Origin of the sequence: Gimesia panareensis, from assembly GCF_007748155.1 — a bacterium.
GTDB lineage: Bacteria > Planctomycetota > Planctomycetia > Planctomycetales > Planctomycetaceae > Gimesia > Gimesia panareensis.
In genome coordinates this window covers 2,474,684-2,497,100 of the sequence record NZ_CP037421.1, presented here as the reverse complement: position 1 = coordinate 2,497,100, position 22,417 = coordinate 2,474,684, and the positions used below count along the sequence as shown (strand labels likewise).

14 protein-coding genes are annotated in these 22,417 nt (G+C 54.2%); all 14 read right to left on the bottom strand.

Translation table 11 applies throughout. The features are described 5' to 3' along the window. Positions 1 to 88 precede the first annotated feature (88 nt). Positions 89 to 1,528, bottom strand: a complete 1,440-nt coding sequence (locus tag Enr10x_RS09190) for a DUF1501 domain-containing protein (RefSeq protein ID WP_145108881.1) — start codon at positions 1,526 to 1,528, stop codon at positions 89 to 91. A gap of 18 nt (positions 1,529 to 1,546) precedes the next feature. After that, positions 1,547 to 4,399 (bottom strand): DUF1553 domain-containing protein, encoded by a 2,853-nt coding sequence (locus tag Enr10x_RS09185; RefSeq protein WP_145108884.1) that lies wholly within the window; start codon positions 4,397 to 4,399, stop codon positions 1,547 to 1,549. A gap of 269 nt (positions 4,400 to 4,668) precedes the next feature. Next, positions 4,669 to 5,187, bottom strand: coding sequence for a hypothetical protein (locus tag Enr10x_RS09180; RefSeq protein ID WP_145108887.1), 519 nt, complete (start codon positions 5,185 to 5,187; stop codon positions 4,669 to 4,671). Between the two features lie 77 nt (positions 5,188 to 5,264). Continuing rightward, positions 5,265 to 6,563, bottom strand: a complete 1,299-nt coding sequence (locus Enr10x_RS09175; protein WP_145108891.1) for a DUF1501 domain-containing protein — start codon at positions 6,561 to 6,563, stop codon at positions 5,265 to 5,267. A 93-nt stretch (positions 6,564 to 6,656) separates the two neighbouring features. After that, positions 6,657 to 9,419, bottom strand: a complete 2,763-nt coding sequence (locus tag Enr10x_RS09170) for a DUF1549 domain-containing protein (protein ID WP_232093276.1) — start codon at positions 9,417 to 9,419, stop codon at positions 6,657 to 6,659. 51 nt (positions 9,420 to 9,470) lie between these two features. Then, the gene (locus tag Enr10x_RS09165; protein ID WP_145108894.1) at positions 9,471 to 10,154 is read right to left on the bottom strand and encodes a hypothetical protein; all 684 of its coding nucleotides are present in this window, start codon (positions 10,152 to 10,154) and stop codon (positions 9,471 to 9,473) included. 2 nt (positions 10,155 to 10,156) lie between these two features. Next, the gene (locus Enr10x_RS09160; RefSeq protein WP_145108897.1) at positions 10,157 to 10,720 is read right to left on the bottom strand and encodes a hypothetical protein; all 564 of its coding nucleotides are present in this window, start codon (positions 10,718 to 10,720) and stop codon (positions 10,157 to 10,159) included. A 35-nt stretch (positions 10,721 to 10,755) separates the two neighbouring features. Beyond that, on the bottom strand, positions 10,756 to 11,289 hold the full coding sequence (locus tag Enr10x_RS09155) for an RNA polymerase sigma factor (RefSeq protein ID WP_145108900.1): 534 nt from the start codon (positions 11,287 to 11,289) through the stop codon (positions 10,756 to 10,758). Between the two features lie 321 nt (positions 11,290 to 11,610). Next, on the bottom strand, positions 11,611 to 12,648 hold the full coding sequence (locus Enr10x_RS09150; protein ID WP_145108903.1) for an alpha/beta hydrolase: 1,038 nt from the start codon (positions 12,646 to 12,648) through the stop codon (positions 11,611 to 11,613). Positions 12,649 to 12,912: 264 nt separating this feature from the next. Beyond that, positions 12,913 to 15,120: a molybdopterin oxidoreductase family protein gene (locus Enr10x_RS09145; RefSeq protein ID WP_145448834.1), complete on the bottom strand. Its 2,208-nt coding sequence runs from the start codon at positions 15,118 to 15,120 to the stop codon at positions 12,913 to 12,915. Between the two features lie 25 nt (positions 15,121 to 15,145). Continuing rightward, positions 15,146 to 16,891, bottom strand: a complete 1,746-nt coding sequence (locus Enr10x_RS09140; protein WP_145448833.1) for a DmsC/YnfH family molybdoenzyme membrane anchor subunit — start codon at positions 16,889 to 16,891, stop codon at positions 15,146 to 15,148. Positions 16,892 to 16,897: 6 nt separating this feature from the next. After that, positions 16,898 to 17,668, bottom strand: a complete 771-nt coding sequence (locus Enr10x_RS09135) for a ferredoxin reductase (RefSeq protein ID WP_145448832.1) — start codon at positions 17,666 to 17,668, stop codon at positions 16,898 to 16,900. A gap of 15 nt (positions 17,669 to 17,683) precedes the next feature. Continuing rightward, positions 17,684 to 20,647, bottom strand: a complete 2,964-nt coding sequence (gene nirB / locus Enr10x_RS09130) for a nitrite reductase large subunit NirB (protein WP_145448831.1) — start codon at positions 20,645 to 20,647, stop codon at positions 17,684 to 17,686. 66 nt (positions 20,648 to 20,713) lie between these two features. Further along, complete coding sequence (locus Enr10x_RS09125) at positions 20,714 to 22,093, bottom strand: MFS transporter (RefSeq protein WP_145448830.1); 1,380 nt, start codon at positions 22,091 to 22,093, stop codon at positions 20,714 to 20,716. Between the last annotated feature and the right edge of the window lie 324 nt (positions 22,094 to 22,417).

Sequence of the window (22,417 nt, the reverse complement as noted above, 5' to 3'; positions counted from 1 at the left end):
CAGGTTCGCAAATGGGGGGTCATTTGCGAACCTGTTTTCGTTTGGAGCAGGTGGTTGAAATGTCAGTGGACCATGCCACGTTTAGAAATCAGGCGAACAGATCGCGGACGACCCGTCCTTCGACATCGGTCAGACGGAAGTCACGACCGGCGTGGCGGTAAGTCAGTTTTTCATGATCGATTCCCAGCAGGTGCAGCAGCGTCGCATGCATGTCGTGCATATGCACTTTATTCTCAACTGCTTCATGTCCAAATTCATCGGTCGCACCATAGGAGAGACCGGGTTTGACTCCCCCGCCACACAGGAAATGTGTGAACCCTTTCGGATTATGATCGCGACCATCGGCTCCCTGTTTGAAGGGATTACGGCCGAATTCACCTCCCCACCAGATCAGGGTGTCTTCGAGCAGCCCCCGCTGCTTCATGTCCTCAATCAGGCCGGCGACAGGTTTATCGGTCGCCCGGGCGTGGGTTTCGTGCTTCTGAATTTTACTGTGCTGATCCCAGCGGGGGGTATTTGCATTGTCGGAATAGTTGACCTGAATGTAACGGGTCCCCGCTTCGGCCATCCGTCGGGCCAGCAGACACTGGCGACCAAAGTCATCGGTCGCTTCCTCGCCAATTCCGTACATTTTCAACGTTGCAGGCGACTCCTGAGACAGATCGGTCAGCCCCGGGGCATGCTGCTGCATGCGGAACGCGAGTTCGAAAGAATTCACTACGGCTGCCAGTTCATCGTCCTCGCGATAAGACTGCAGCTGACCCCGGTTCAGCGACTGCAGCAATGCCAGCTGTTGTCGCTGTTTTCTCAGGGGCAGTTGACCATTGGTGATATTGTTGAAGCGGGCCTCACTGGCCGGCTGCCCTGCTCTGCCCAGCGCGGTTCCCTGGTAATGGGAGGGCAGAAACGCGTTCGAGTAATTCCGTGGGCCCCCATTGCCGTACGAAGGAGAAATCGTGATGAAGCCCGGAATGTTTTCGTTTTCGGTTCCCAGTCCGTACGTGATCCAGGAGCCGATGGAGGGCATGATCAGGTTCGTCGTTCCGGTGTGCAGAAACAGTGTGCTGGGGCCGTGGGCGACTCCATTGGTATGCATACTGTGAACGAAACAGAGGTCATCCACGTGCCGTCCGATTTCCGGGAACAGGTCAGACACCCAGTGCCCGGTTTCCCCGTACTGGCGAAACTTCCAGGGGGACTGCATGATCTGTTCCTGGCCATAGGTCCCCGTTTTGGCGATGCTGCGGGAGTTCTTGAACTCCATTTTCTCGCCATTCTTCTGTTCCAGCAGCGGCTTATAATCGAAGGTGTCGACCTGGCTGGGGCCGCCCTGCATGAAAATAAAGATGATCCGTTTGGCGCGGGCCGGAAACATCGGCTGTCGGGGGGCCAGCGGATTCCGCTTGATGGGGCTGGGGGTGTTCCCCTTTGCCTGTGAGAGCAGCCCGTTCAAGGCCAGCGCACCAAAGCCGCAGGCTGAGGTTCGCAGCAGGTGACGGCGGGTGACTGAGGAATCATATTCTAACATGGAGACACTCCAGGTTCGTTATTGAAGATAGCGAAAGTCGATGCAGGCAATCATGGTCTGGCAGAATGCGGTCCAGGCCTCCAGCTGGTCTGAAGCACCTGCTGTATTCGCCTGATTCAGAAAACGCTCTGCATTCGCTTTTTCGGATTGGTGAGGCAGGCGTCCCAGCATGATCCGGAACAATGCGTCAATACGGGCAGACTGATCAGTGGGATATTCATTGTTGAGTCGTTTCGCGATTTGTTCTGCCTGCTGCATCACGAACGGGTTGTTCATCAGGTACAGTGCCTGAGTGGAGAGCGTGCTGGTATTGCGACGTCCTACGGACAGGTTCGGATCGGGGAAGTCGAATACCGCCAGCAGCTCGTGCAGACGATTGCGGAAGACAGGTATATAGACGCTGCGGTAATTGTTTTTGAATTCGTAGCCATATTCCGATTTCGTTCCCGGCCGCACGGTCTGCTCGTGTTGCTCCAGATCGAGATCGCCACTGACAAACAGGATCGTATCCCGGATCGCTTCGGCATCCAGTCGACGATGATTCTGATGGGTGAGCAGACGGTTGTCCGGATCAGCAGCACGCTGCTCAGCCGTCGAATGGCTGGAAAGCTGGTACGTCCTCGAAAGAACAATCTCACGAATCAGGGCTTTAGTAGACCAGCCATGCTCGATCAGACGTTGTGCCAGATAGTCCAGCAGTTCGGGATGGGAAGGTGTTTCGCCGCGGACTCCCAAGTTGTCGACCGTCCGTACCAGACCGGAGCCGAACAGATGCTGCCAGATCCGATTGGCGTACACGCGGGCGGTCAGCGGGTTCTCGGGACTGGCGACCCACTCTGCCAGTTGCAGGCGACCGCTGGCGTCAGCGGGGATCGGCGGTGTAGTTTCTGTCTGGGTCACGGTAATAAAGCCCCGCGGAACTTTTTTGCCCAGTTGGTGGACGTTACCGCGAATCAACAGGTGATAGTCGCCGGGTTCTTCGGCTTCATAAACCGACATGACCTCCGGCACTTCGGGAGGGGCGTTCTGTTTGCGTTCCGCGATCTCTTCCCGCAGGGACTTGATTTTCTGCTGGGTCGCTTTGATCTTGCTTAAGGTCTGCAGGTATTCGGGATTGACGTCCTGTTCCGCTTTGCCGTCAGAGGTCTTGACCGGGATCGAAACGAAACGGATCGCATCGACAATTACATAACCGTCGGTGCCCGCATTCGAGACCACGATCTCTTCTTCCTCAGTCCCCTGGAAGTCAAACTTGCCCAGCGAAGCGAATGTGCCGTCGGTAGGCTGGACCCGCTGGTTGACATAGACGGTCTTTTCACCGGTCGCCGTTTTAATCGTCACCGGTACGCGCGAGGCGCGGGATTCGGCCGAGTTGTATGCCAGTTGCACATCATAGCGCCCCGATTTGAGCTTTCGCGGCGTGAACTTGACCAGCTTTTGTCCCTTGGCCTGCTGTTGATCGTGGATGTACCCTTTGCCGATAAAGTCTTTGTAGAAGGTGGACTGCTTCCAGTCTCCGACCAGTGTCGCTGCGGAGTCATCCAGCGTGATCGTATTCAACTCCGCTTTCAACTGTTTCAGTTCTTTCTGTTTTGCCTTCTGGTCTGCCGTCAGTTGCGCCAGGGCCTGCTCGTATTCGATTCGCGCCTGCTCCTGCTGTCCCGGGAGGGGCAGAGGACGTTTGGTCCAGCCGGAGACATTACCGGGTGTGAGCACCTTTGTACTCCGCAGGATTCCGGCCAGGGCGTAATAATCAGTCGCGGGAATCGGATCGAATTTGTGATCGTGACAGCGGGCACAGCCGAGTGTCATGCCCAGGAATGCCCGGCCAATCGTCTGGATCTGTTCGTCGATCACGTCCATCCGCAGCTGTTCTTTGTCTTGCTGTTCATAATTGGTGGGGCCCAGCAGCAGAAAGGCGGTCGCGATCAGTTGATCCTGCCGCTCCCGGTAATCGTCGGTGTCCAGCAGGTCGCCCGCGATCTGTTCTTTAATGAACTGATGAAACGGTTTGTCCTGATTGAAGGCATCGATGACATAGTTGCGATAACGCCACGCGGAATTGTAGAGCAGAGAACGTCCGCCTCCGGTCGACTGGGAGTAACGTGCCACATCCAGCCAGTAGCGGCCCCAGCGCTCACCAAAATGCGGAGACGCCAGCAGTTGATCGACCAGGCGGGCGGTCGCTTCGTTGCTGGTGTCGTTCAGATATTGATCGATCTGCGCTGGTGTTGGCGGCAGACCGGTTAAATCGTAATACAGTCGACGTACCAGCGTGGTACGATCGGCGAGGTCCGCTGGTGTGAGCGATTTCTGTCTGGCCCGGATGAAGCGGTCGATGGCACTCTGGTTCCAGCCCTGGTCTATGACCTGCGGGGGAGTTTGCTGTTTCACCGGCTGGAAGGACCAGAACTCCCGGCCTGCTTCAATGTCAATCTGCTGGCTGACAACCTTGTGTTTGCCTTTACGCGGATCGGGAGCACCCATTTTGATCCAGGTTTCGAAATCCTGAATGACCTCATCGGGCAGCTTGCCGGCAGGGGGCATTTCGTAACTCTCGTAACGCAACGATTCCAGCAGCAGACTTTCCGCCGGTTTTCCGGGAACCACTGACGGACCGGAGTCGCCTCCCTGTAAGGTTCCGGCGCGGGTGTCCAGCAGCAGACCGCCGCGAATCGACTTGGCGTCCGCAGCGTGACATTCATAACAGTGCTTGATCAGTACCGGACGGATTTTGGACTCGAAAAATTCCGTTTCGTGTTCCTTGAGCGGCGCTTCATCAGCGGCAGAAAGCACCTGCAGGCTTGAGAGTGCTAATGCCACTATCGAAGCCAGTCGCATGAAACAGGAATGTCGCGTGTGCCGCCGCATTGCCAGTACTCCTCATCTCTGAAACAGAGAGATGGATCTGTCGATCTCCAGACAAAATGAATGCAATCAACTTATGTTTATATCATGATTTAGGACCGAAAACAACTCTTTTTCTCCGGTCAGACCGACCCACTTTCACTGATATCGGGGAAATACCAGGCAAAGATAAAAGAAAAATCCCCCGACCCAGTTTCTGGAATCGGGGGAGCAATCAGTGACAGGCAAGCCTGTTCATTCAGCACGAATGTAACGCGAAAGAATTAGAAGAATCAGGAGTTTTTCTTCTTGTTCTTCTTTTTACCACCTTTAGCAGGTTTTTTGATCTTGGCGAGCTGATCGGAGGTCAGCACAGATTCCAGTTTGCCGCGGACTTCCCCGTTCAGTTTACGGGTTTCGCCAGCGACTTCTTTCATCTGTTTCTGCTGATCGTCAGACAGCTTGAGGGCTTCATCAACAGCGGCACGCAGTTCTTTCCCTTTTTTGCCGGCATCTTTCGCTGCTTTCATGGCTTCCCGGCGGGCTTTGAGCTGATCGGGAGTCAGAATTTCGCGGTTTTTCTTCTGCAGAGCTGCAAACTGCGGCGTGTATTCTTTTTTCAGCGCGGCAATTTTTTCTTTCTGTTCTGCATTCAGTTCGATGGAGGCAGGCAGGTTCAGGGCCTGGATCCGAACAGCAGCCTGTTTTTTGTTGCCTTTTTTCTTTTTCGCACCCTTGTCAGCGGCATCCACAGTCGCGACGCAGGCCAGAATCAGAGCAAAGGTCAGAAGCGCTTTCGATACTTTCAACATTCGTATTCCCCCTCAGGAAATCATATAAAATGCCAGAGAACACCATTGCTTCTGGCGGTAAAAGCCATTGCTCAGATTCAGCTGAACAGCTCGTTGATCACAGAACCATCGCGTACGATTGTGATCGGACGACCGGTGTTCGTGTGGTATTCCCGTGTAAAGTCGATGCCCAGGTTGTGGTAGAAGGAAGCGGCAACATCGTCGGGAGAGCGACCTGCGTCAGCTGGTTCGGTACCGTTGGCGACACTCTTGCCGATGACCTGACCTCCCTTGACCTTACCGCCTGCCATCAGCATGAACATACAACGGGGATAGTGATCCCGCCCGCCACGCTGCGTGTTGATTTTCGGAGTCCGTCCGAATTCCCCGGTCACGTAGACGGCCGTGGATTCGAGCAGCCCCTTCTCTGCCAGGCCATTGAACAGGGCGGAGAGCCCTTCGTCGAACGGTGGCAGCAGGCGGTTTTCCAGGCTGTCCCAGTTGTTACGGTGTGTGTCCCAGCCTCCCATGGAGACGGTCACGAACCGCACGCCTGATTCTACCAGGCGAGAAGCCAGCAGGCAGCTCTGCCCGAAACTGGATTCTCCGAACTGTTTGGCGAACGCCGGTGATTCTTTCGAGATGTCAAACGCATCGCGTGCCCGCTTCGAAGTGATAATGGCATGTGCCTGCTGTCCGAAGCGATCGAGGCCTTCGATCAACTGCGAATTCTTTTCCAGGCTGTTGAAAGTCTGGTCGATATCTTTCAGCAGCGATTCGCGGCGTTCAATGTTTTCGACGGTCAGGCCCGAACGCAGCGAAATGCCGCGGACGTTGAACGGCTGACCGGGACGCGGTGTGGCTCCTGTATTCAGCGGAGCATATTTCACACCCAGAAAGCCCGGCTTCTGAGTCGAATTCGGAATCGAAACGTAAGGCGGCAGGTTTGCCGGTCCCGGACATTCCTTGGTGAAGACCGCACCGTAGCCCGGGTATTCCAGTGACGGCAGCGGACGGCTGCCGGTGTTGACGTATTCACGACCCAGGGCGTGGGCTGCCACGGAGTGTGAAACGCCACGCAACAGTGCGAACTTATCCATGCAGGCGGCGAGCTTGGGCAGATGCTCACAAATCTGAATGCCATTCACATTCGTGTTGATCTGTTTGAATTCGCCCCGGTATTCACTGGATGATTCCGGTTTGAGGTCGAAGGTGTCCATGTGAGACGGACCGCCGGAGAGCTCGATAAAGATCGCGGAAGTGGCGTTTTTCGGTTTGGCGTCGCCGGCTTCCACCATCCGCAGGTAGGAGGAGAGAGTCAGCCCGGTAAAACCGAGGGTTCCGATTTTCAGAAAGTCGCGGCGTTTAACTCCATCGCATGTTCTAGAAACGGCCATTAGAGTTCCTTTCAGAGTGAAATGCCTGAATCACTGTGTCCAGGCTATGGGTGGTTGTAATTGTTTTTATTTGACTGTGTCTGCTGAGTCGGTTTAGTGGTTCAGCATGAATTCTTTGGTGTTCAGCACGGCCCAGATCAGGTCGTACACACCGGCCATTTTATCTTTCGATTCTTCAATGTACTTTTTCGCAGATTCCGTTTCCTGTTCGGTAGGATACCGGCTCAGGCTGCGCAGATAGGTCCGGGTGATGATCTCTTCGGTTTTCTCCGGAGAGATCGATTCTTCGTAGGTCTGTACCCGGGCCGGAGCATTCTTTATCCGACCGGAGTTCTGACGCAGCTTTTTCATTTCCGCAGTCAGAGTTTGCAGACGCTTCTGGGCCTGTTTCAGCTGCTTCTTCTTATCTTCCTGCTTTTTGAGCTGAGCCACGCGCTGCTTTAACTGTTTTGCCTGCTCTTTGAGCTGATCGGCCCGTTCGTTCATCCGTTCCTTCTGAGCGTTCGGCTGTTGCACGGCTCCCAGTTGCTGTCCGACCTGGAACAGCCAGCTGCTGTTGGAACGGTTGATGGCAGAGTACACATCGTTATCGTTTTTGATGTACATGGTCTGCAGCAGGCTGGGATCGACCGAGCGGTCACAGTCGCAATTGCTTTCGCGTGTCGAACGACCAAAGATCGTCAGGGCATACTGCTGGTCGCGGAGTGCCCGGTTGCGGACTCCCGAGGCAGCAATCGCAATCGCACGATCGCTGTTGCTGTTTTTCATACTGTCGATGGCATCGTCTGAGGCGGTTGCCTGGTGGATGGCATCGTACAGCACTTCAGCCGGCATCCGGTGAGGAATGTAGTGGCTGAAATTGACTTCATCCAGTTCATTGGTCTTGTTCGTTTTCCAGCTGCGCTGGTAGGTGTCACTGTTGGTGATTTCCCGGTGCAGCCATTTCATGTCGTAATCATGTTTCACGAATTCACGTGACAGGTAGTCCAGAAGCGGGGCATTACTGGGCGGGTTGGCCAGGTTCAGATCATCGGCTGGTTCAATAATGCCCCGGTTGAAGTAAGCAGCCCAGACGCGATTGACGAAGGCTTTCGCGAAAAACGGGTTGTCTTCCCGACGTAACCATTCCATCAACGCGGCGCGGGGATCATCCATTTCGCTGATCTCGACGACTTCGGCTCCGAGGAGCTTGGCGGTCGGCGGACTCTGGTTGCGTCCACCACGACGCTGCTTTTTGTTCTTCTTATTGTTATTGTTTTTGTTTACCGGACGGGCCTTGGGAACATAGACTTCCATGAAGGGAACGTTCTCCCCTTTCTTGACCTGTTTGTTCAGCTCCCGCAGTAACTGATTGCCGCGCAGTTTATCGGCACCCAGCTTATCGACCATCGCCGTATATTCATTTTTGGACTGGGGATTGACACCAAAGTTGACGCGGGTAAAGAAGCCGCGGAATTCTTTGAAGTCATTCTGGGTCCACTGGTCAAACGGATGTTTGTGGCACTGGGCACACTGAATCCGGATTCCCAGGAAGGTGTAAGCAAATCCCAGAACGCGATCGTCAGGATTACGGAAATTCCGGCGGGCCCAGTAGTACGGCATGTGCTCCCGTTCAGCGAAGTCCTGGCCCGGTTTTTCCTGGTAAATTGCGTTCATGTTTTTTGTGAACTGATCGAAGTCTTCCCCTTTTTCACGGCTGGTCGCCAGCAGGATGCCTTCGACGATGTCGTCATAGCCGGCGTTGTCGACCACGCGTTTTTTAATCCAGTCATACCATTCCTGGCTGGGGCGTTCCCGGACGGGGGCGACGTTGATCAGGTCGTCGTAGTTGTTTTGAGTGAAGTCACAGAGCTTGGTCGTCCACCAGGCGGCATAGCCGGGGGTTTCCAGCAGTTCATTGATTTTCTCAGACCGTTTATTAGGCGACTTGTTATTCAGAAACGCTTCCACTTCATGTGGTGCGGGCAGAGTACCAGAGAGGTCCAGACTGACGCGACGCAGAAATTCGGCATCGTCGCAGAGGCCCGCGGGGACCATCCCCAGTTTCTGCAGCTTGTTGACCACCAGCTTGTCGACTTTCGTCGCAGCGGCGACCTGCGGGTAGCGATCTCCATACTGATCGGAAACCGGCTGCAGGACCGGGACGGGAATCACGCCGGCATCGTAGAAGACCACCACGTGGGTATCGCCTGGTTTGTTAGCGGTGACCAGGCCTTCTTCATTGATGGTCGCGATCTGCTCATTATTCGTCTGGAAACGGCAGATCGGGCTGACGTCTTCGCGTGTTCCGTCAGACCAGACGGCAACCGCTTTCAGTTGTACGGTCTCCCCTTCTTTTTTGAATTGTATCGCGTTTGGAGTGACTTCCAGCCGATCGAATTTGGGAGCCCCCTTGGGAACGCCCTGTGCACCGCCGGCAATCCAGCGGGTCAACAGACGATGCTGCCAACTGCCCGGTTCAAATCGCTTGCCGCCTTCGTGCTCAATTTCGTTCAGAGGTTTCTGGATGATCAGGCTCTTGCCCGGCTCTTTGAGGTTCACCCGATCCGCTTCGGCATCGGTCAACTCTTTGTGGTCCATGACAAAGTCATAACCGAACAGCGAGAGACGGAAATCTCCTTTTCCCTGGAAGGAACCGTGACAGGCTCGGCCATTACAGCCCAGCTTTCCCAGCAGGGGTACCACGTGCTGTTGAAACTGCGGCACTTCCTGAGTTGCTTCGTCAGAATACCGCTGGTTGACGGGTTGTTTGACCTGATCTTTGTCAGCTGCCACAGCGGACAGGGAACACAGGACCAGAGCCAGTGTGCCGGCTGTGAGAGAGTAAATACCACTTTTCATTTTGAGCGATTTCATACCACACCTTGCAATAAGGAAGACAAATGTGTCTGTCAAAAGGTAATCCGGTTACTTTTTGTTTGTTGTTTTGGACTTTGGTTTCTTGACGCTTCGATTAATCCGCTTCAGTTCGGCATCGACGAGGCGATCCCGGTTCTGTTCCATTTCGGAGATGGATTTCTCGAGTTTCTGCAGACGTTTTTCTGCGGATTTCTTTTCGGTTTGCAACAGTTCCAGTTGCAGGTCGACGCGCTGTTTGAGCAGGGATTTGAGTTCCGCCTGATCTTCAGCACTCCCTTTGATAGAGACCCGGGCGGCCAGCAGACGGATACGTGAATCGACTTCCCAGCGTTCCAGTGTCAGGCGATAGCGATCGCTGTCCCGGTTTTTGAAACGTTCCAGACGGGTCAGCGTTGTATCCAGGTCGCGTACCGCACGACGGTATTCGCGAGGGCGATGTTTTTTGAGTCGCTCGATGAGCTCGGCTAATTCCGGGTGATGCGAACGGGCAAAATCCAACGCCGCTTTTTCACGCTTGGGCGAAAGTGCATTGTTGTTTTTCGACTCTTTCTTTGCCGTATCCGCTTTCGGGGCCGTGTCGGATTTCTTCTTCGTCTCTTTCGAAACGGGTACTGTTTCAGAGGCCTGAGGATCTTCTGCAGACAGCGCACCACCGGTGATCAGGGAGAGGCAGAACAGACTTCCCCAGATCAGCACGCTATATCGGCAGGATGAGAAAACGGTACTTCGCATGATCAGTTGACGCTTTCTTCCGGAAGTGAAACTGCCGTGTAAAGCCAGTCCGGGACTTCCAGGGACTGGTTGTCGGCGAGCACGTTCTGCTGATCGCTGAACTCAAGGGCCTCTGAACCGGTATTGAGGGAAACAGCAACGCTATTTTCCGTTGAGGAATCGGACCAGAGATCCAGCAGGTGTTCGACGTCTTCAGGAGAAGGCTCTGCCTGAGCAACAGGAACGGCTGGACTGTCGGTAGTGCCGGAGGTTTTGAACAGCGTGGGAACCAGCAGCAGAATCGCGGCAGCACTGGTCAACAAACCCCAGAATGCCAGGCGTGAGCTTGAGACGGTCCGCGAGGTTTCGGCGGTGGTCTGTAGGGCGGGCTGTGGTTCAATTGACTTTAGGCCGGCGACGAGCTGTGTGGCGGAGACCAGCGCATCACGGGCAGACTGCTGCTCGGCCAGTAGCGTTTCGAACTCCTGGCTTTCCGTTTCGGAGAGCTCGTTAGAGACGTATTGAAACGCCAGCCATTCCAGGTCGCTGGCATCATCTTTGTTTATGTTGTCAGGTGAATTCTTCATGACGGTCATCTTAAACAGTGGCGTGCAACAGGATCTCAGGACTCATGTGAGGGAGGATCGAGTTGCCGGGACAGTGTTTTTATTGCGAGCCTCATTCTTGTCAGGACGGTTCCCAGGGGGATCTCCAGCTCTTCGGAGATCTCTTTGAAGGTCCTGTTTTCATAAATGCGGGCGATTACAACCACCCGCTGGTTTTCCGGCAGACTTGCGAGGGCCTGTCGGATCTGTTCCTGATGTTCCTGATCCAGAAGCCGTTGATCTGGTGACTCGTTCAGAGACCCGCTGGTCATCTGGCAGAGATCGTTTAACGATTTCCGGTGGATTTTATTGCGACGAATCAATGCCATCGCTTCATGGTAGGCGACACGAAACAGCCAGCCCTTACGGGTCTCTTCCCGGGACTGACCTCCGGACTGGAGTGCCTTGGAAAAGGTGAGCTGGAAAGCCTCGTCTGCCAGATCGTGGTCGCGGAGCATTCCCGTCAAAAAAGCGCGCAATTCGCCTGCGTGTGTCTCAAACAGCTGATGGACGATCTCGGGGGCGAGCTTGCCATCGTTACCGGTGGCCAATTTCTACTCCCGTTTACATAACAAAACCACGGCTTTTAGTAACTACGATGCACGAGTCAGCGGATTTATTTTCAGTTTCTCAAAAGATTCTGAAAGATTCAGAGAGACCACGGAAAGTGAGTAAGTCTAATAGTGGCAGGCGGATAGGGGTGGAAAGTCAAAGTCGCAGGTGGTCAGTCTCTCGCCAGAATACTCAGGTTTCACGAGAGATGCAAAATAAATCCGCGGATTCTATAGCGACGTCAGGCTGGCCGTAGAATGAGACATGACGGAGGAGGCACACATTTGGTGTCCCTTGCGAAGACAACTTGTACAGGCGGGTCAGTTGCTGAAATAGATGGCGGGCACGATGGTTTCGGCGATTTCAGGGTGACTGTAATAGTTGGGGAACATGTGACCTGCTCCCACGCAATCCGAGACATCGATATCATTCACCCGATTTGTATCCTCTCCCAGCTTCCGCCTGTCCATCCAGGTAAACCCGGTACGGGCGAGTGCCCGCCGTGAGGCTGGTGCCAGGACCGGATAAAGCAGCAGGACCCGGTCTTTGTGATTTCTTAAGTTGACCAGGCAGTCGGTACAGTTCAAACCGCACCCGTAACGTTCTCCCGGGTTCAGCCAGTTATGATTGAATGCAGCAGCGGCGAAGACGATCCGAAAATGACGGCAGTGGCAACAGATGTGGATACCGCAATCCGAGAGCGAGATACCCTGAATGCTGCCGCCTCCAATCAAGTGCATCGTTGAAGCCACCAGCCGGGCACCGTGGCTGTGGCCCAGTAGACTGATCTGGTGGTGCGGCGGAAGAGCGGCGATCAGTTGCGCTAGGTAGTGACCGTTAAATTCAGCCCGTTTTCCCAGAATGTGGACATCAACGGGGATGATTTTAGTCGGCGTATCGTCACTGGGCCAAGAGAAGAAAATCACGTTTAACGGCTTCTGCGGTGCAGCCGCTTTCAGCCAGAGATACGTATTATAGGAATCGAGCAGCACATCCTCCCACTTGACCAGACTGCCATGAACCATGATACAGATCGGGGCGTTTGGATCCAGGGATTGCAGCATGCTCTCCATCGACTGTTCGGTCACCTGTCCCGCTTCAGCGGAATGATAGACGTCAAACTCACAGCTGGGACAGCAGCAATTACTTTTCTGGGGACAGCAGCGGCTGCTGACAACCCAGTAGTTGATGTCCGGGACACAGGAAGTGCAGGCGGGGGTATTCAGGCATTGCCCCGGTTCCTGATCACAGCCGGGGGCTGGCGGCACACCCTGTCCGAATGCAGGAGAGACGAACAGCAGCAGGAAACAGAAAATGCCCGCTTTCAGATGCATGGATTGAGTTTGCAGTAAATTCATGAGCCCGGGTTATGAAAATCAATGGATGAGGGGGGAGTCATCTTCTCGCATGCAGCGCGCACTGTCTGAGGTAAAGTACGACCAGTGCTTATTCAGGGTATCGGTCATCCCCCGGACACATTAGCGCAATTTAATACAAACTCCGGTTTTGCAGGCGGACTGGATAAAGTTTGTGAAATCTGCACCGAAAGGCAGAATTGCGCTCAAGGGCGCGTTGGGGAACTTTGGCCTGAGATCTGGTTGAGGGGCTCGTTTTGACCTTCTTTATTCTGCGCTGATCCGAACAGCACAGCATTTATACGAAGGCTGGCTGGAATGCGGATCAAAGACAGCGTCGGTCAGTTGATTGGTCGCCTCATAGTGCATGGGAATAAAAAGCTGTCCCGGCTGAACCGACTGTGTAATAAACGCGCGGGCTTTGAGACGGCCGCGCTGTGACTCCACGATAATCCAGTCGTTGGGTTGAACGGAGTTATGACGTGCGTCTTCCGGATTGATTTCCACATAAATCCGCTGGGGATAGAGCTTCTTCAACACATCCGAATTGCGGGTTCGGGTCTGTGTATGCCATTGTGAAGCGGTGCCGCGGCCTGTCAGTAATACGAAGGGATACTGTTCGCTGGGGGCTTCCGGCATTTTGGAGGGTTCGGAAAAAATGAACCGGGCCCGTCCGTTTTCATGGAAGAAGCGACCATCTTCAAACAGTCGTCGCTGAGGCTCCGGGGGCGCTGTTTCACTCGCAGGAAACGGCCATTGTATGCCCCCCTGCTCTTCGACCGAGGAATAGTCTTCAATGCCCGAGAAATCACAGGCCTGTCCGGCACTCAGTTTTTTCATGAGCTGAAACACTTCGGCCGGGGAACTCCACTGGGAGAACATCTCTCCACAGCCCCAGTACTGGGCGATCAGTTTGAAGATCGAGAAATCAGACAACGCCTGTCCCGGCGCCCGTTTGATCCGTTTGACACGCCCGATGCGGCGTTCCGCATTGATGAAGGTCCCCTCTTTTTCACCCCAGCCGGCAGCGGGGAGAATCAGATCCGCATGTCGGGCGGTCTCGGTGGTGTGGTACATGTCCTGAACCACCAGGAAATCGAGGCGGTCCAGAATATCACGGGCCTGACCCTGGTTAATCCAGGAATGCGCAGGGTTCGTGCAGATGACCCACAGCCCTTTGATTTTGCCGGCCAGAATCCCTTCCATGATTTTATGGTAAGGCAAACTGTTCTCGGACGGGATCCGGTCGATGGGAATCGAAAGAATATCAGCAACCTTCGCACGATGGCGGTCATTCAGAAAATCATGTCCGCCGAGCAGATTGGTGGTGTTACTGAAGAGTCGCGAGCCCATCGCATTGCACTGTCCGGTGATGGAATTGGGACCGGTGCCGGGCCGACCGATATTCCCCGTCATCAGGGCCAGGTTTATAATGGACTGCGCGGTGCGAACTCCCTGGTAACTCTGGTTCACGCCCATCGTCCACCAGAAAGAAACCCGTTTCCCTTCGTGAATCAGTTCAACGAACCGTTCAATCTTTTCCCGACTCAAGCCGGTCTCTGCGGTGATGCGCTCCAGTGGATAGTCGCGGACATGCGCTTTGAACTCGTCGAAGCCTTCGGTATGGGCACGTACATAATCCGCATCGAGATAGCCTTTCTCGATCAGCAGCTGAGCAATTCCGTAAAACAGAGGCAGATCCGATTTGGGTGCGATCTGCAGATGCAGTGTGGACTGCATGGCGGTTTCCGTCTTCCGGGGATCGACCACGATGATTTCCGGTGAATGCGGATTCCGCATCACGCGTTCCCACATGATTGGATGCGCGATACAGGGATTCGCGCCCACAAACACCAGCACGTCTGATTCTTCAAGGTCCTGGTACGTAAAGGGGGGCGAATCAAAGCCGAACGACTGCTTGTAGGCGGTGACTGCTGAAGCCATACACTGCCGGGTATTTCCGTCGCCGTGTTTCATACCCATGCCGAATTTGGCCAGCGCGCCCAGGAAGGCCATTTCCTCGGTCACCATCTGACCGGTACTCAAAAAGGCGACCGAATCGTCGCCATGTTTTTCCTGGATCGCTTTAAATTTGCTGGTGAACAGGCTCAGTGCGGAATCCCAGTCGACCGGTTCCCAGTGATTGGGAGATTTTTTAACCAGCGGGCTGATCGCGCGGTCCGGCGAATCGAGCACCGACAGCGCTTCCCAGCCTTTGGGACAGGCCATGCCCAGGTTGACGGGATATTCCGTCGTCGGGCTGATGCAGACCCCTTCTCCGTTTTTGAGATGGATATTCAGGTTACAACCGGTGCCACAGAAGCCGCAAACCATCTGGGTCGTCGCATCCGGCAGATTTTTCTCAGGCACCTTTCCCAGACCGAATCCGCCGGGTGAGAGCAGTAATTCTCTGGTGAGGTGTCCCTCTTTCTGATGAATCAGAGAGCTTAATTTTGATTGATCGATAATAGACATCGAAACCGAGTCCCGTCCGAGTACTTTAGTGGATAACGCCAGGCATGCGGGGAGCGGCAACCGCAGAGAAGAACAGATAACGTTCCAGGAGTTCACCAGCTAAACAGGCTATGAATAAAATACCAACGATGAAAAACAGAATCAGGTTCTGAACCGGTTGCGTCTGGTGGTTCAGTAAAAACAGAGGCATCAGAATCCCTCCCAGGATGCCGCAGGCAAAACGGGCGAGCGTGACATTTGAGAGTTCACCGCTCATCAGTAAAGCCGAACGCTTCAAAGGAGAGTTTTGACGCCGGAGCAGATAACGGAAAATGGATGCCTCAAAACTCAGCTTGATGACAGAAGTCACAATCAGAGCCTTGGACAATAAGGGCCCCGCCTGTGCCAGCAGCAGATTTGTGGCGGCAGAATCGACCGTCAGGTTCAACAGAAAGATCACTACCCAGGTCGAGGCAATCCCCAACAGAGCGGCAGTCAACGCAAACTTGGTTGTCGTTGTTTCAAAGCTCCAGAATTCGCGTTTGGTGAAAACATAAATCATGATCGAGCAGAAAATCCCCACCACTCCCAGCAGGCTGACCATCCAGCCGGCCAGTGGTTGCCACTGCTGCCAGTTCGGGAGCATAGATCCGGCAAACCAGGTCAGCGCAGCATAGGTCTGAGCGGCACCGGCAAAGACGCCAAATGCCAGGATTTCCCGACTCAGCCAGGAATGTCTGAGGCCCAGAATACCCCGGAAGGCATACAGGGGACGTCCCAGGTGCAGCGTGCTCGCCCCCAGGGCAAGCAGACCAAAGACCATCGCGGTTGTCGCTGACAGGCGCGTCATCACCGAAGTTGTTTCCGTGCTGAGAAAATACTCGAGGATGGAACCGGTGAGAAACGCACCGACCGAAAGTTGGGTCAAGACCAGCATGATCACCAGTGGAAGGTGGGCATGTTGCGGGCTGGCTGAATAGTAGTCTGCCGGAATCGTATTGCGTGGGAACGGCTTACGTGACTTATAAGTCGTCGTCGGGTAGGTATGCTGCGGATCGGGAGCGGCGGGCAGAAACGCGTTGACCTCCGAGTCGGCGAGCACCTGCTCCTTGTTGACAATATCGATCGAAATTGCCTGATGCGGACAGGCCTGCACACAGGCGGGCGCCTCCCCGTCAGTCAACCGCTGACTGCACATGTCGCATTTGCGGACAATGCCCTTTTTACTGTGATACTTGGGAACGTCGTAGGGACAGGCCAGCGTGCAGTACTGGCAGCCAAAGCACTGGTCGTCCAAATGCTTGACGATACCGGTAATGGGATCTTTTTCATACGCATTCACGGGACAGGCCTGCATACAGCCTGGGTCCAGGCAATGATGACAGGCAGTCGTCACATGCTGATAAATCGGCTCCTGGCTCGTCCCCCCGATCAGCAGACCGACATCGCGCCAGGTTTCGTTTTCATCCAGCCCGTTCAGTGAGTGGCAGGCAGTGACACAGGCTTTACAGCCCGAGCAGCGGTCCAGGTCAACCTGGAAGGCGTATTGCTCTCCCGACTGGGGCGACTTGGAGGGGATCAGGTCAGCATAATAGCGTGACTGGGCCGGTAGCGCCTGCGATTCGTATTGCCGGGCAAATTCGTCGACGGCTGTCAGCGTCTGCTGCTCTTCCAGCAGCAGATTAATCAGATCGAATTCCTGATGGCAGGTGGCCGTTCCCTGTGATCCCGATGTATGTTCATCCAGAGGCGAGTCGGCACTGGAATTATGTTCGTCGTAGTTGAAGCTCATGTGTCTCTAACTGATTTTACGTTTTTTATGGAATTGCTCACTGTGAATCAATTCGGAAGGGGCACCCGTTTCCTGCAGTCGATCACTGAATTCCTGATTGAACTCACGGGGACCACACAAAAAGAAACGACAGCTGGTAACTTGTGGGATGCGGGAAATGATAAAATCAAAATTGAGATGCCCGCAGTAGCCCAGCCAGTGTGGTACCGGCTGTGAAAGTGTCAGGAAATAGTGAAACCCCGGCAACTGGGTCATCAGTTGTCTGGTTTCCTGATCGAAGATGATATCCTGGTGCGTACGTGCGCCGTAGAACAGAAAGCAGGCTCGATTCTGATCTAAATCTTTCAGATAGCGGACGATACTCATCATGGGAGTGATTCCGATCCCGGCACAGAGCAGGACTAACGGCTCGGTGTGGAGTTCCGGATCATAGTAAAACTGGCCCAAAGGTCCTTTGAGTCGAATCTGACTGCCACGCTGGACCTGTTCAAAAAAATAATTACTGGCCTGCCCTTCCCGGTTACGTTTAATCGTCAGGTCAATCTGTTCCGGTTGGAAAGGAGAGGAACTGATGGAAAAGCTCCGCCAGACTTCATTCCCCCGGATATCCAGACAGACTTTAATAAACATGCCTGGCTGATGCGGAGATAACAGGCCTGCCTGGTTGTCCAGACGAAACGTGCAGACATCGTCGGCCTCCTGAATCACATCACAAACAGAAAGGGTTACCAGTTTTTCGTTTTGTTTTCGTTCGTCTTCCGGTTTCGATAGGATCATTTCTTAAACCTGTGCTTAGTGAGCGCCAGCACATACTGTTTGATTGATTAATTCATCGAGTACCTCAACTTCAGGCAGCTCGAGATAGACATTTTCCTGTTCGTCGACTTTAACATTGAATACATTGACTGCATATTCTTCTTCCCCGCTCAGGCAGGAACCGTTTTCCAGGGAAAACGTCTTCTTGTGGAGCGGGCAGGCAACTTTGGGAATGCCCTGTGCGTCTCCCAGAATGCCGCGCGACAGGACCATCGCCTGCTTATGCGGGCACATCTGCTGACAGGCAAACCATTCCCCACGACTCTGGAAGTTGAAGACAGCCAGTTGAGAGTTGCCGTATTTGACTGTCGAACCGGATTCGGCAGGGAAATCGCTGACGACACCCACTTTGACCCATTCGCGCGGCGATTCGTCTTTCTCAGACGCAGGTGGTTCGGCATCCTGGAGACTTTCCAGCGGAATGAAATCGGGCGCCCAGTCAATGGGCCGTTTCTGGCCGCGCTGGGGAATGAGTTCGATCGACGATTCGTGCTCGTCGGTATTGACAAACTGTTCGAACAGTCGCCGTTTGGCAGGATTGTCGACGACCTCTTTCCACTCGCAGTGATAGGTATCGACCAGTGACTGCATCATGGTTTCGAGCTCTGCGCAGATCCCCAGTTTGTCTTCGATGACCACTTCCCGCAGGTAATCGATACCCCCTTCCAGCTTTTCCAGCCAGGTGGCGGTCCGGGTCAGTTTGTCTGCAGTCTGAATATAAAACATCAGGAAGCGATCCAGATATTTAATACAGGTTTCTTCGTCGAGGTCCGAAGCAAACAGGTCGGCGTGTCGAGGCTTGGCCCCTCCATTTCCACAAATGCAAAGGTTGTATCCGTTTTCAGTCGCAATCAGCCCGAAGTCTTTACTCTGAGCTTCCGCACATTCGCGGACGCAGCCCGAAACGCCACCTTTGATTTTATGAGGTGCGCGAATTCCGCGATAGCGTTCTTCGAGGCGAATTGCAAAACCGACCGAATCTCCCACACCGTAGCGGCACCAGGTAGTCCCCACACAGCTTTTGACCGTCCGCAGGGCTTTGCCGTACGCATGGCCGCTCTCAAAGCCGGCATCGATCAGCTTTTCCCAGATTTTGGGGAGATCGTGGACTTCGGCACCAAACAGGTCGACCCGCTGTCCCCCCGTGATTTTGGTATAGAGCCCGAATTCCTGAGCGACTTCACCCAGAACAATCAGTTTCTCGGGAGTAATCTCACCGCCGGGAACGCGGGGCACTACTGAATACAGGCCTCCCCGCTGCATATTCGCGAGGAAACGGTCATTCGTATCCTGCAGCGGTGCATGATCGACAATGTGTTCGTTCCAGAGGCTGGCCAGAATTGAAGCCACCGTCGGTTTGCAGACCTCACAGCCGGCACCTGAACCGCAATCGGCGATCACCTCGGTAAAGGTTTTCAGTTTTTTGACTTTGATAATATTGAACAGTTCGGTACGAGAAAACTCGAAGTGTTCACACAGATGATTATTGACAGTGATCCCGGCTGCCGCCATTTCCGCTTTGAACAGATCGGTGACCAGGGGCATACAGCCGCCACACCCTCCGCCCGCTTTTGTGCAGGCTTTGACCTGATCCACCGAAGTCAGTTCCTGTTCCTGGATGGCGGAACAGATCTGTCCTTTGCTCACGTTATTGCACGAGCAGATCTGTGCTTCATCCGGCATGTCTGCGGCATTCCCGCCCGGAATACCCCCTCCGCTTCCTATTACCAGTTCGTGCGGGCTGCAGGGCAGCTTATCGTCTGACTTGGCCAGCATTGACAGGCTGCCATAGTCGGAGGCATCTCCAATCAGGATACCGCCGATCAGTCGGGTTCCGTCGGGATTGAATACCAGCTTTTTGTAGACCCCCTTGAACGGGTCTTCAAAAGTCAGACTTTTGGAGACATCGGGACCCGCTTCGTAATCGCCGAAACTGGCCACATCGACACCCATCAGTTTCAATTTGGTCGAGAGATCACTGCCCTTGAATTCCGCTTCCCCATGACAGAGATGCGTCGCTGCAACTTCAGCCATCTGGTAACCGGGGGCAACCAGACCATAAACCATACCGGAATGCAGGGCGACTTCCCCGACGGCATAGATATCCGGGTCAGAGGTCTGCAGGTGATCGTTGACCAGGATCCCGCCGCGCGGGCCGACTTCCAGATCGCATTCACGTGCGAGTTCATCCCGGGGACGAATCCCGGCTGAGACAATGATCATGTCCAGTTCAAGATCAGAGCCATCCTGGAACAGGATGCCTTCAACACTGGACTCTCCCAGTACTTTCTGAGTAGCTTTATTCAGATGGACCTGCACGCCCAGTTCTTCGATCTTCTGCACCAGAATTTTCGAACCCGCGTCATCAATCTGTCGCGGCATGAGTCGCGGGGCGAATTCCAGGACGTGTGTCTGCAGTCCGAGATCCAGGGCCGCTTTGGCAGCTTCGAGACCGAGCAGCCCCCCGCCGATTACGGCAGCGGTTTTGGACTGCTTCGCGTAAGCGATGATCTGTTCCAGGTCGTTGATGGTTCGGTACACGAACACGCCGCGATTTTTGATACCCGGCACATCCGGAACGAAGGGGTAGGAACCGGTGGCGATCACCACTTTGTCATAGGGGATCTCGACCCCTTTCTGGGAACGGACGATCTTGTTTTCCCGATCGATGCTGACCGCCCGGTCCGAGAGGTGCAGGTCGATCTGGTTATCCGCATACCATTCTTTACGGGCCAGCATCAGTTTTTCAGCATCATTGTGTGCAAAAAACTGAGTCAGGCCGACCCGGTCATAAGCGGCCCGGGGTTCCTCGCAAAACGTGGTGATTTGATATTCCTGTTGCTGGTCCTTATCAACGAGTTGCTCGCAAAAACGCAAGCCGACCATCCCGTTGCCAATGACGACGACATTTTGCCTGGTGTCGAAGTTCTGATGAATCACTGTTATCTACCTTATGAATTGAGCACTTGAAGTTTTGTATCTGAGAGCGGTCTCGAGGCCATCTGCTTATTGCCCCATCGAGGCAGCCAGTTCTTTTTCCCCTGATTTGACTGTGATGGCAGTTTCATGAGCCAGGCGGGCTTCCTCTTCCATTTCTTCGCTGAACCGCACGAGGAAGGTCAGGAAGGCACAGCAGGTCACAATCGCACCAAGAATGAATAAGGCGGTGGGCCAGTTGATCGCCTGGGTTTTAAACAGGAAGCCTGCGGTCACGGCACCTGCGTTACCACCGGCTCCCACGATGCCCGATACGGCCCCCAGTGCTTTCTTGTTGATGAAAGGTACGACGGAGTAAGTAGCACCTTCAGACATCTGCACGAACAGACTGAAGACGATCAGCGAAGGCAGCGCCAGGGCAAGGACACTCATCTGTGAGAAGACCATCAGTGCGATGCCCTCACAGAAAATCGCGATGAACAGCCATTTGACGCGGCCGCTCAATCCCCACTTTTGGCCAAAGCGGTCGCCGAAGATGCCCCCCAGCGTACGGGCGAAGATATTCATCAGACCGAATATCCCTGCCATCAGACCGGCCGTTTTGACGGCTTTGGTCGCGTCCATGTTTTTGAAATAATCGAAGTAATCCAGGAAGTAGAGCGCAGCAACATTGTTAATGGTCAGTTCGATGCCAAAACAGGCACCATAGATCACAAACAGAGCCCAGACGCGGTAGTCTTTGCAGACTTTCAGGAACATCCCCTTCTGCTGTTCTTTCTGAGTCAGCTTGCCGGCTTCTCTGAGTTCTTTAAAGTTGCCGTCGGGAGCATCCTGGGTCAGAAAATAATAGGCGATCCCGGTCAGGGCACAGACCAGACCGGCGAGGAACATCGATGCCCGCCAGCCCATGGTGTCACTGAAACCAAGGATGCCGACAAACATGCCGAAGATCAGCGGCATGACCATCTGTGTCACACCACCCCCCAGGTTCCCCCAGCCGGCGGTGGTGGCATTCGCCGTTCCCACACAGTTCGGGGCGAACATCAACGATGTGTGATACTGGGTAATGACAAAGGAGGCCCCGATGGCACCAATCGCGATGCGAAAGATCAGGAAGGTGGTATAATCATGAGCGAAGCCGATGCCCATCACGGGAATCGCTCCCAGGACGAGCAGCCAGGTATAGGCCAGTCGGGGGCCGATCTGGTCGCAGAGCCAGCCGATAAACAGTCGTGCGATCACGGTAATCGCAACCGAGCCGATAATGCACCAGCCAACCTGTTCTTTGGTCAGATGCATTTCTTCACGAACAATGGACATCAGCGGCGCGATGCCGAACCAGGCAAAGAAGCATAAGAAAAAAGCAAACCAGGACATGTGAAATGCCCGCATTTGTGGTGTTGAAAAATTAAAAAGATTGATCCGGGTTGCTTTGTTTTGAATTTCCATTTCCGTGAGTGCTTTCTTGAGGTTTCGAGATGAACTCGAGACTGCTTCCAGTTCCCCTGAACGGCGTCGTGGCGGGTCGACAGTCAGCGCAGAGAGACTCTGCGTGAGAAAAGAGAGGGGTTAGACTGTGTCTGTCGGGATCAGACAGTCTCTTCTGCAACCATCAGAAGGAGCGCGTTACGAATGGCTTGCATGAAATAATGAGATATCAGTTGTTGAATCGTTTAGCGTCGGGTCATATTCAATCAGATATTTTGTGGGGCGACCGCAGCTCCGTTAGCGCAACAGAGACAGCAGAAAGATCGACCGACAGAGGCGTGGGGC

Excerpts from the sequence above, each read along its gene's own strand:
- Enr10x_RS09145 (WP_145448834.1), bottom strand. The coding sequence starts at position 15,120 with ATGTCTATTATCGATCAATCAAAATTAAGCTCTCTGATTCATCAGAAA.
- Enr10x_RS09185 (WP_145108884.1), bottom strand. The coding sequence starts at position 4,399 with ATGCGGCGGCACACGCGACATTCCTGTTTCATGCGACTGGCTTCGATA.
- Enr10x_RS09175 (WP_145108891.1), bottom strand. The coding sequence starts at position 6,563 with ATGGCCGTTTCTAGAACATGCGATGGAGTTAAACGCCGCGACTTTCTG.
- Enr10x_RS09190 (WP_145108881.1), bottom strand. The coding sequence starts at position 1,528 with ATGTTAGAATATGATTCCTCAGTCACCCGCCGTCACCTGCTGCGAACC.
- Enr10x_RS09160 (WP_145108897.1), bottom strand. The coding sequence starts at position 10,720 with ATGAAGAATTCACCTGACAACATAAACAAAGATGATGCCAGCGACCTG.
- Enr10x_RS09165 (WP_145108894.1), bottom strand. The coding sequence starts at position 10,154 with ATGCGAAGTACCGTTTTCTCATCCTGCCGATATAGCGTGCTGATCTGG.
- Enr10x_RS09180 (WP_145108887.1), bottom strand. The coding sequence starts at position 5,187 with ATGTTGAAAGTATCGAAAGCGCTTCTGACCTTTGCTCTGATTCTGGCC.
- Enr10x_RS09125 (WP_145448830.1), bottom strand. The coding sequence starts at position 22,093 with ATGGAAATTCAAAACAAAGCAACCCGGATCAATCTTTTTAATTTTTCA.
- Enr10x_RS09140 (WP_145448833.1), bottom strand. The coding sequence starts at position 16,891 with ATGAGCTTCAACTACGACGAACATAATTCCAGTGCCGACTCGCCTCTG.
- Enr10x_RS09150 (WP_145108903.1), bottom strand. The coding sequence starts at position 12,648 with ATGAATTTACTGCAAACTCAATCCATGCATCTGAAAGCGGGCATTTTC.
- Enr10x_RS09170 (WP_232093276.1), bottom strand. The coding sequence starts at position 9,419 with ATGAAATCGCTCAAAATGAAAAGTGGTATTTACTCTCTCACAGCCGGC.
- Enr10x_RS09135 (WP_145448832.1), bottom strand. The coding sequence starts at position 17,668 with ATGATCCTATCGAAACCGGAAGACGAACGAAAACAAAACGAAAAACTG.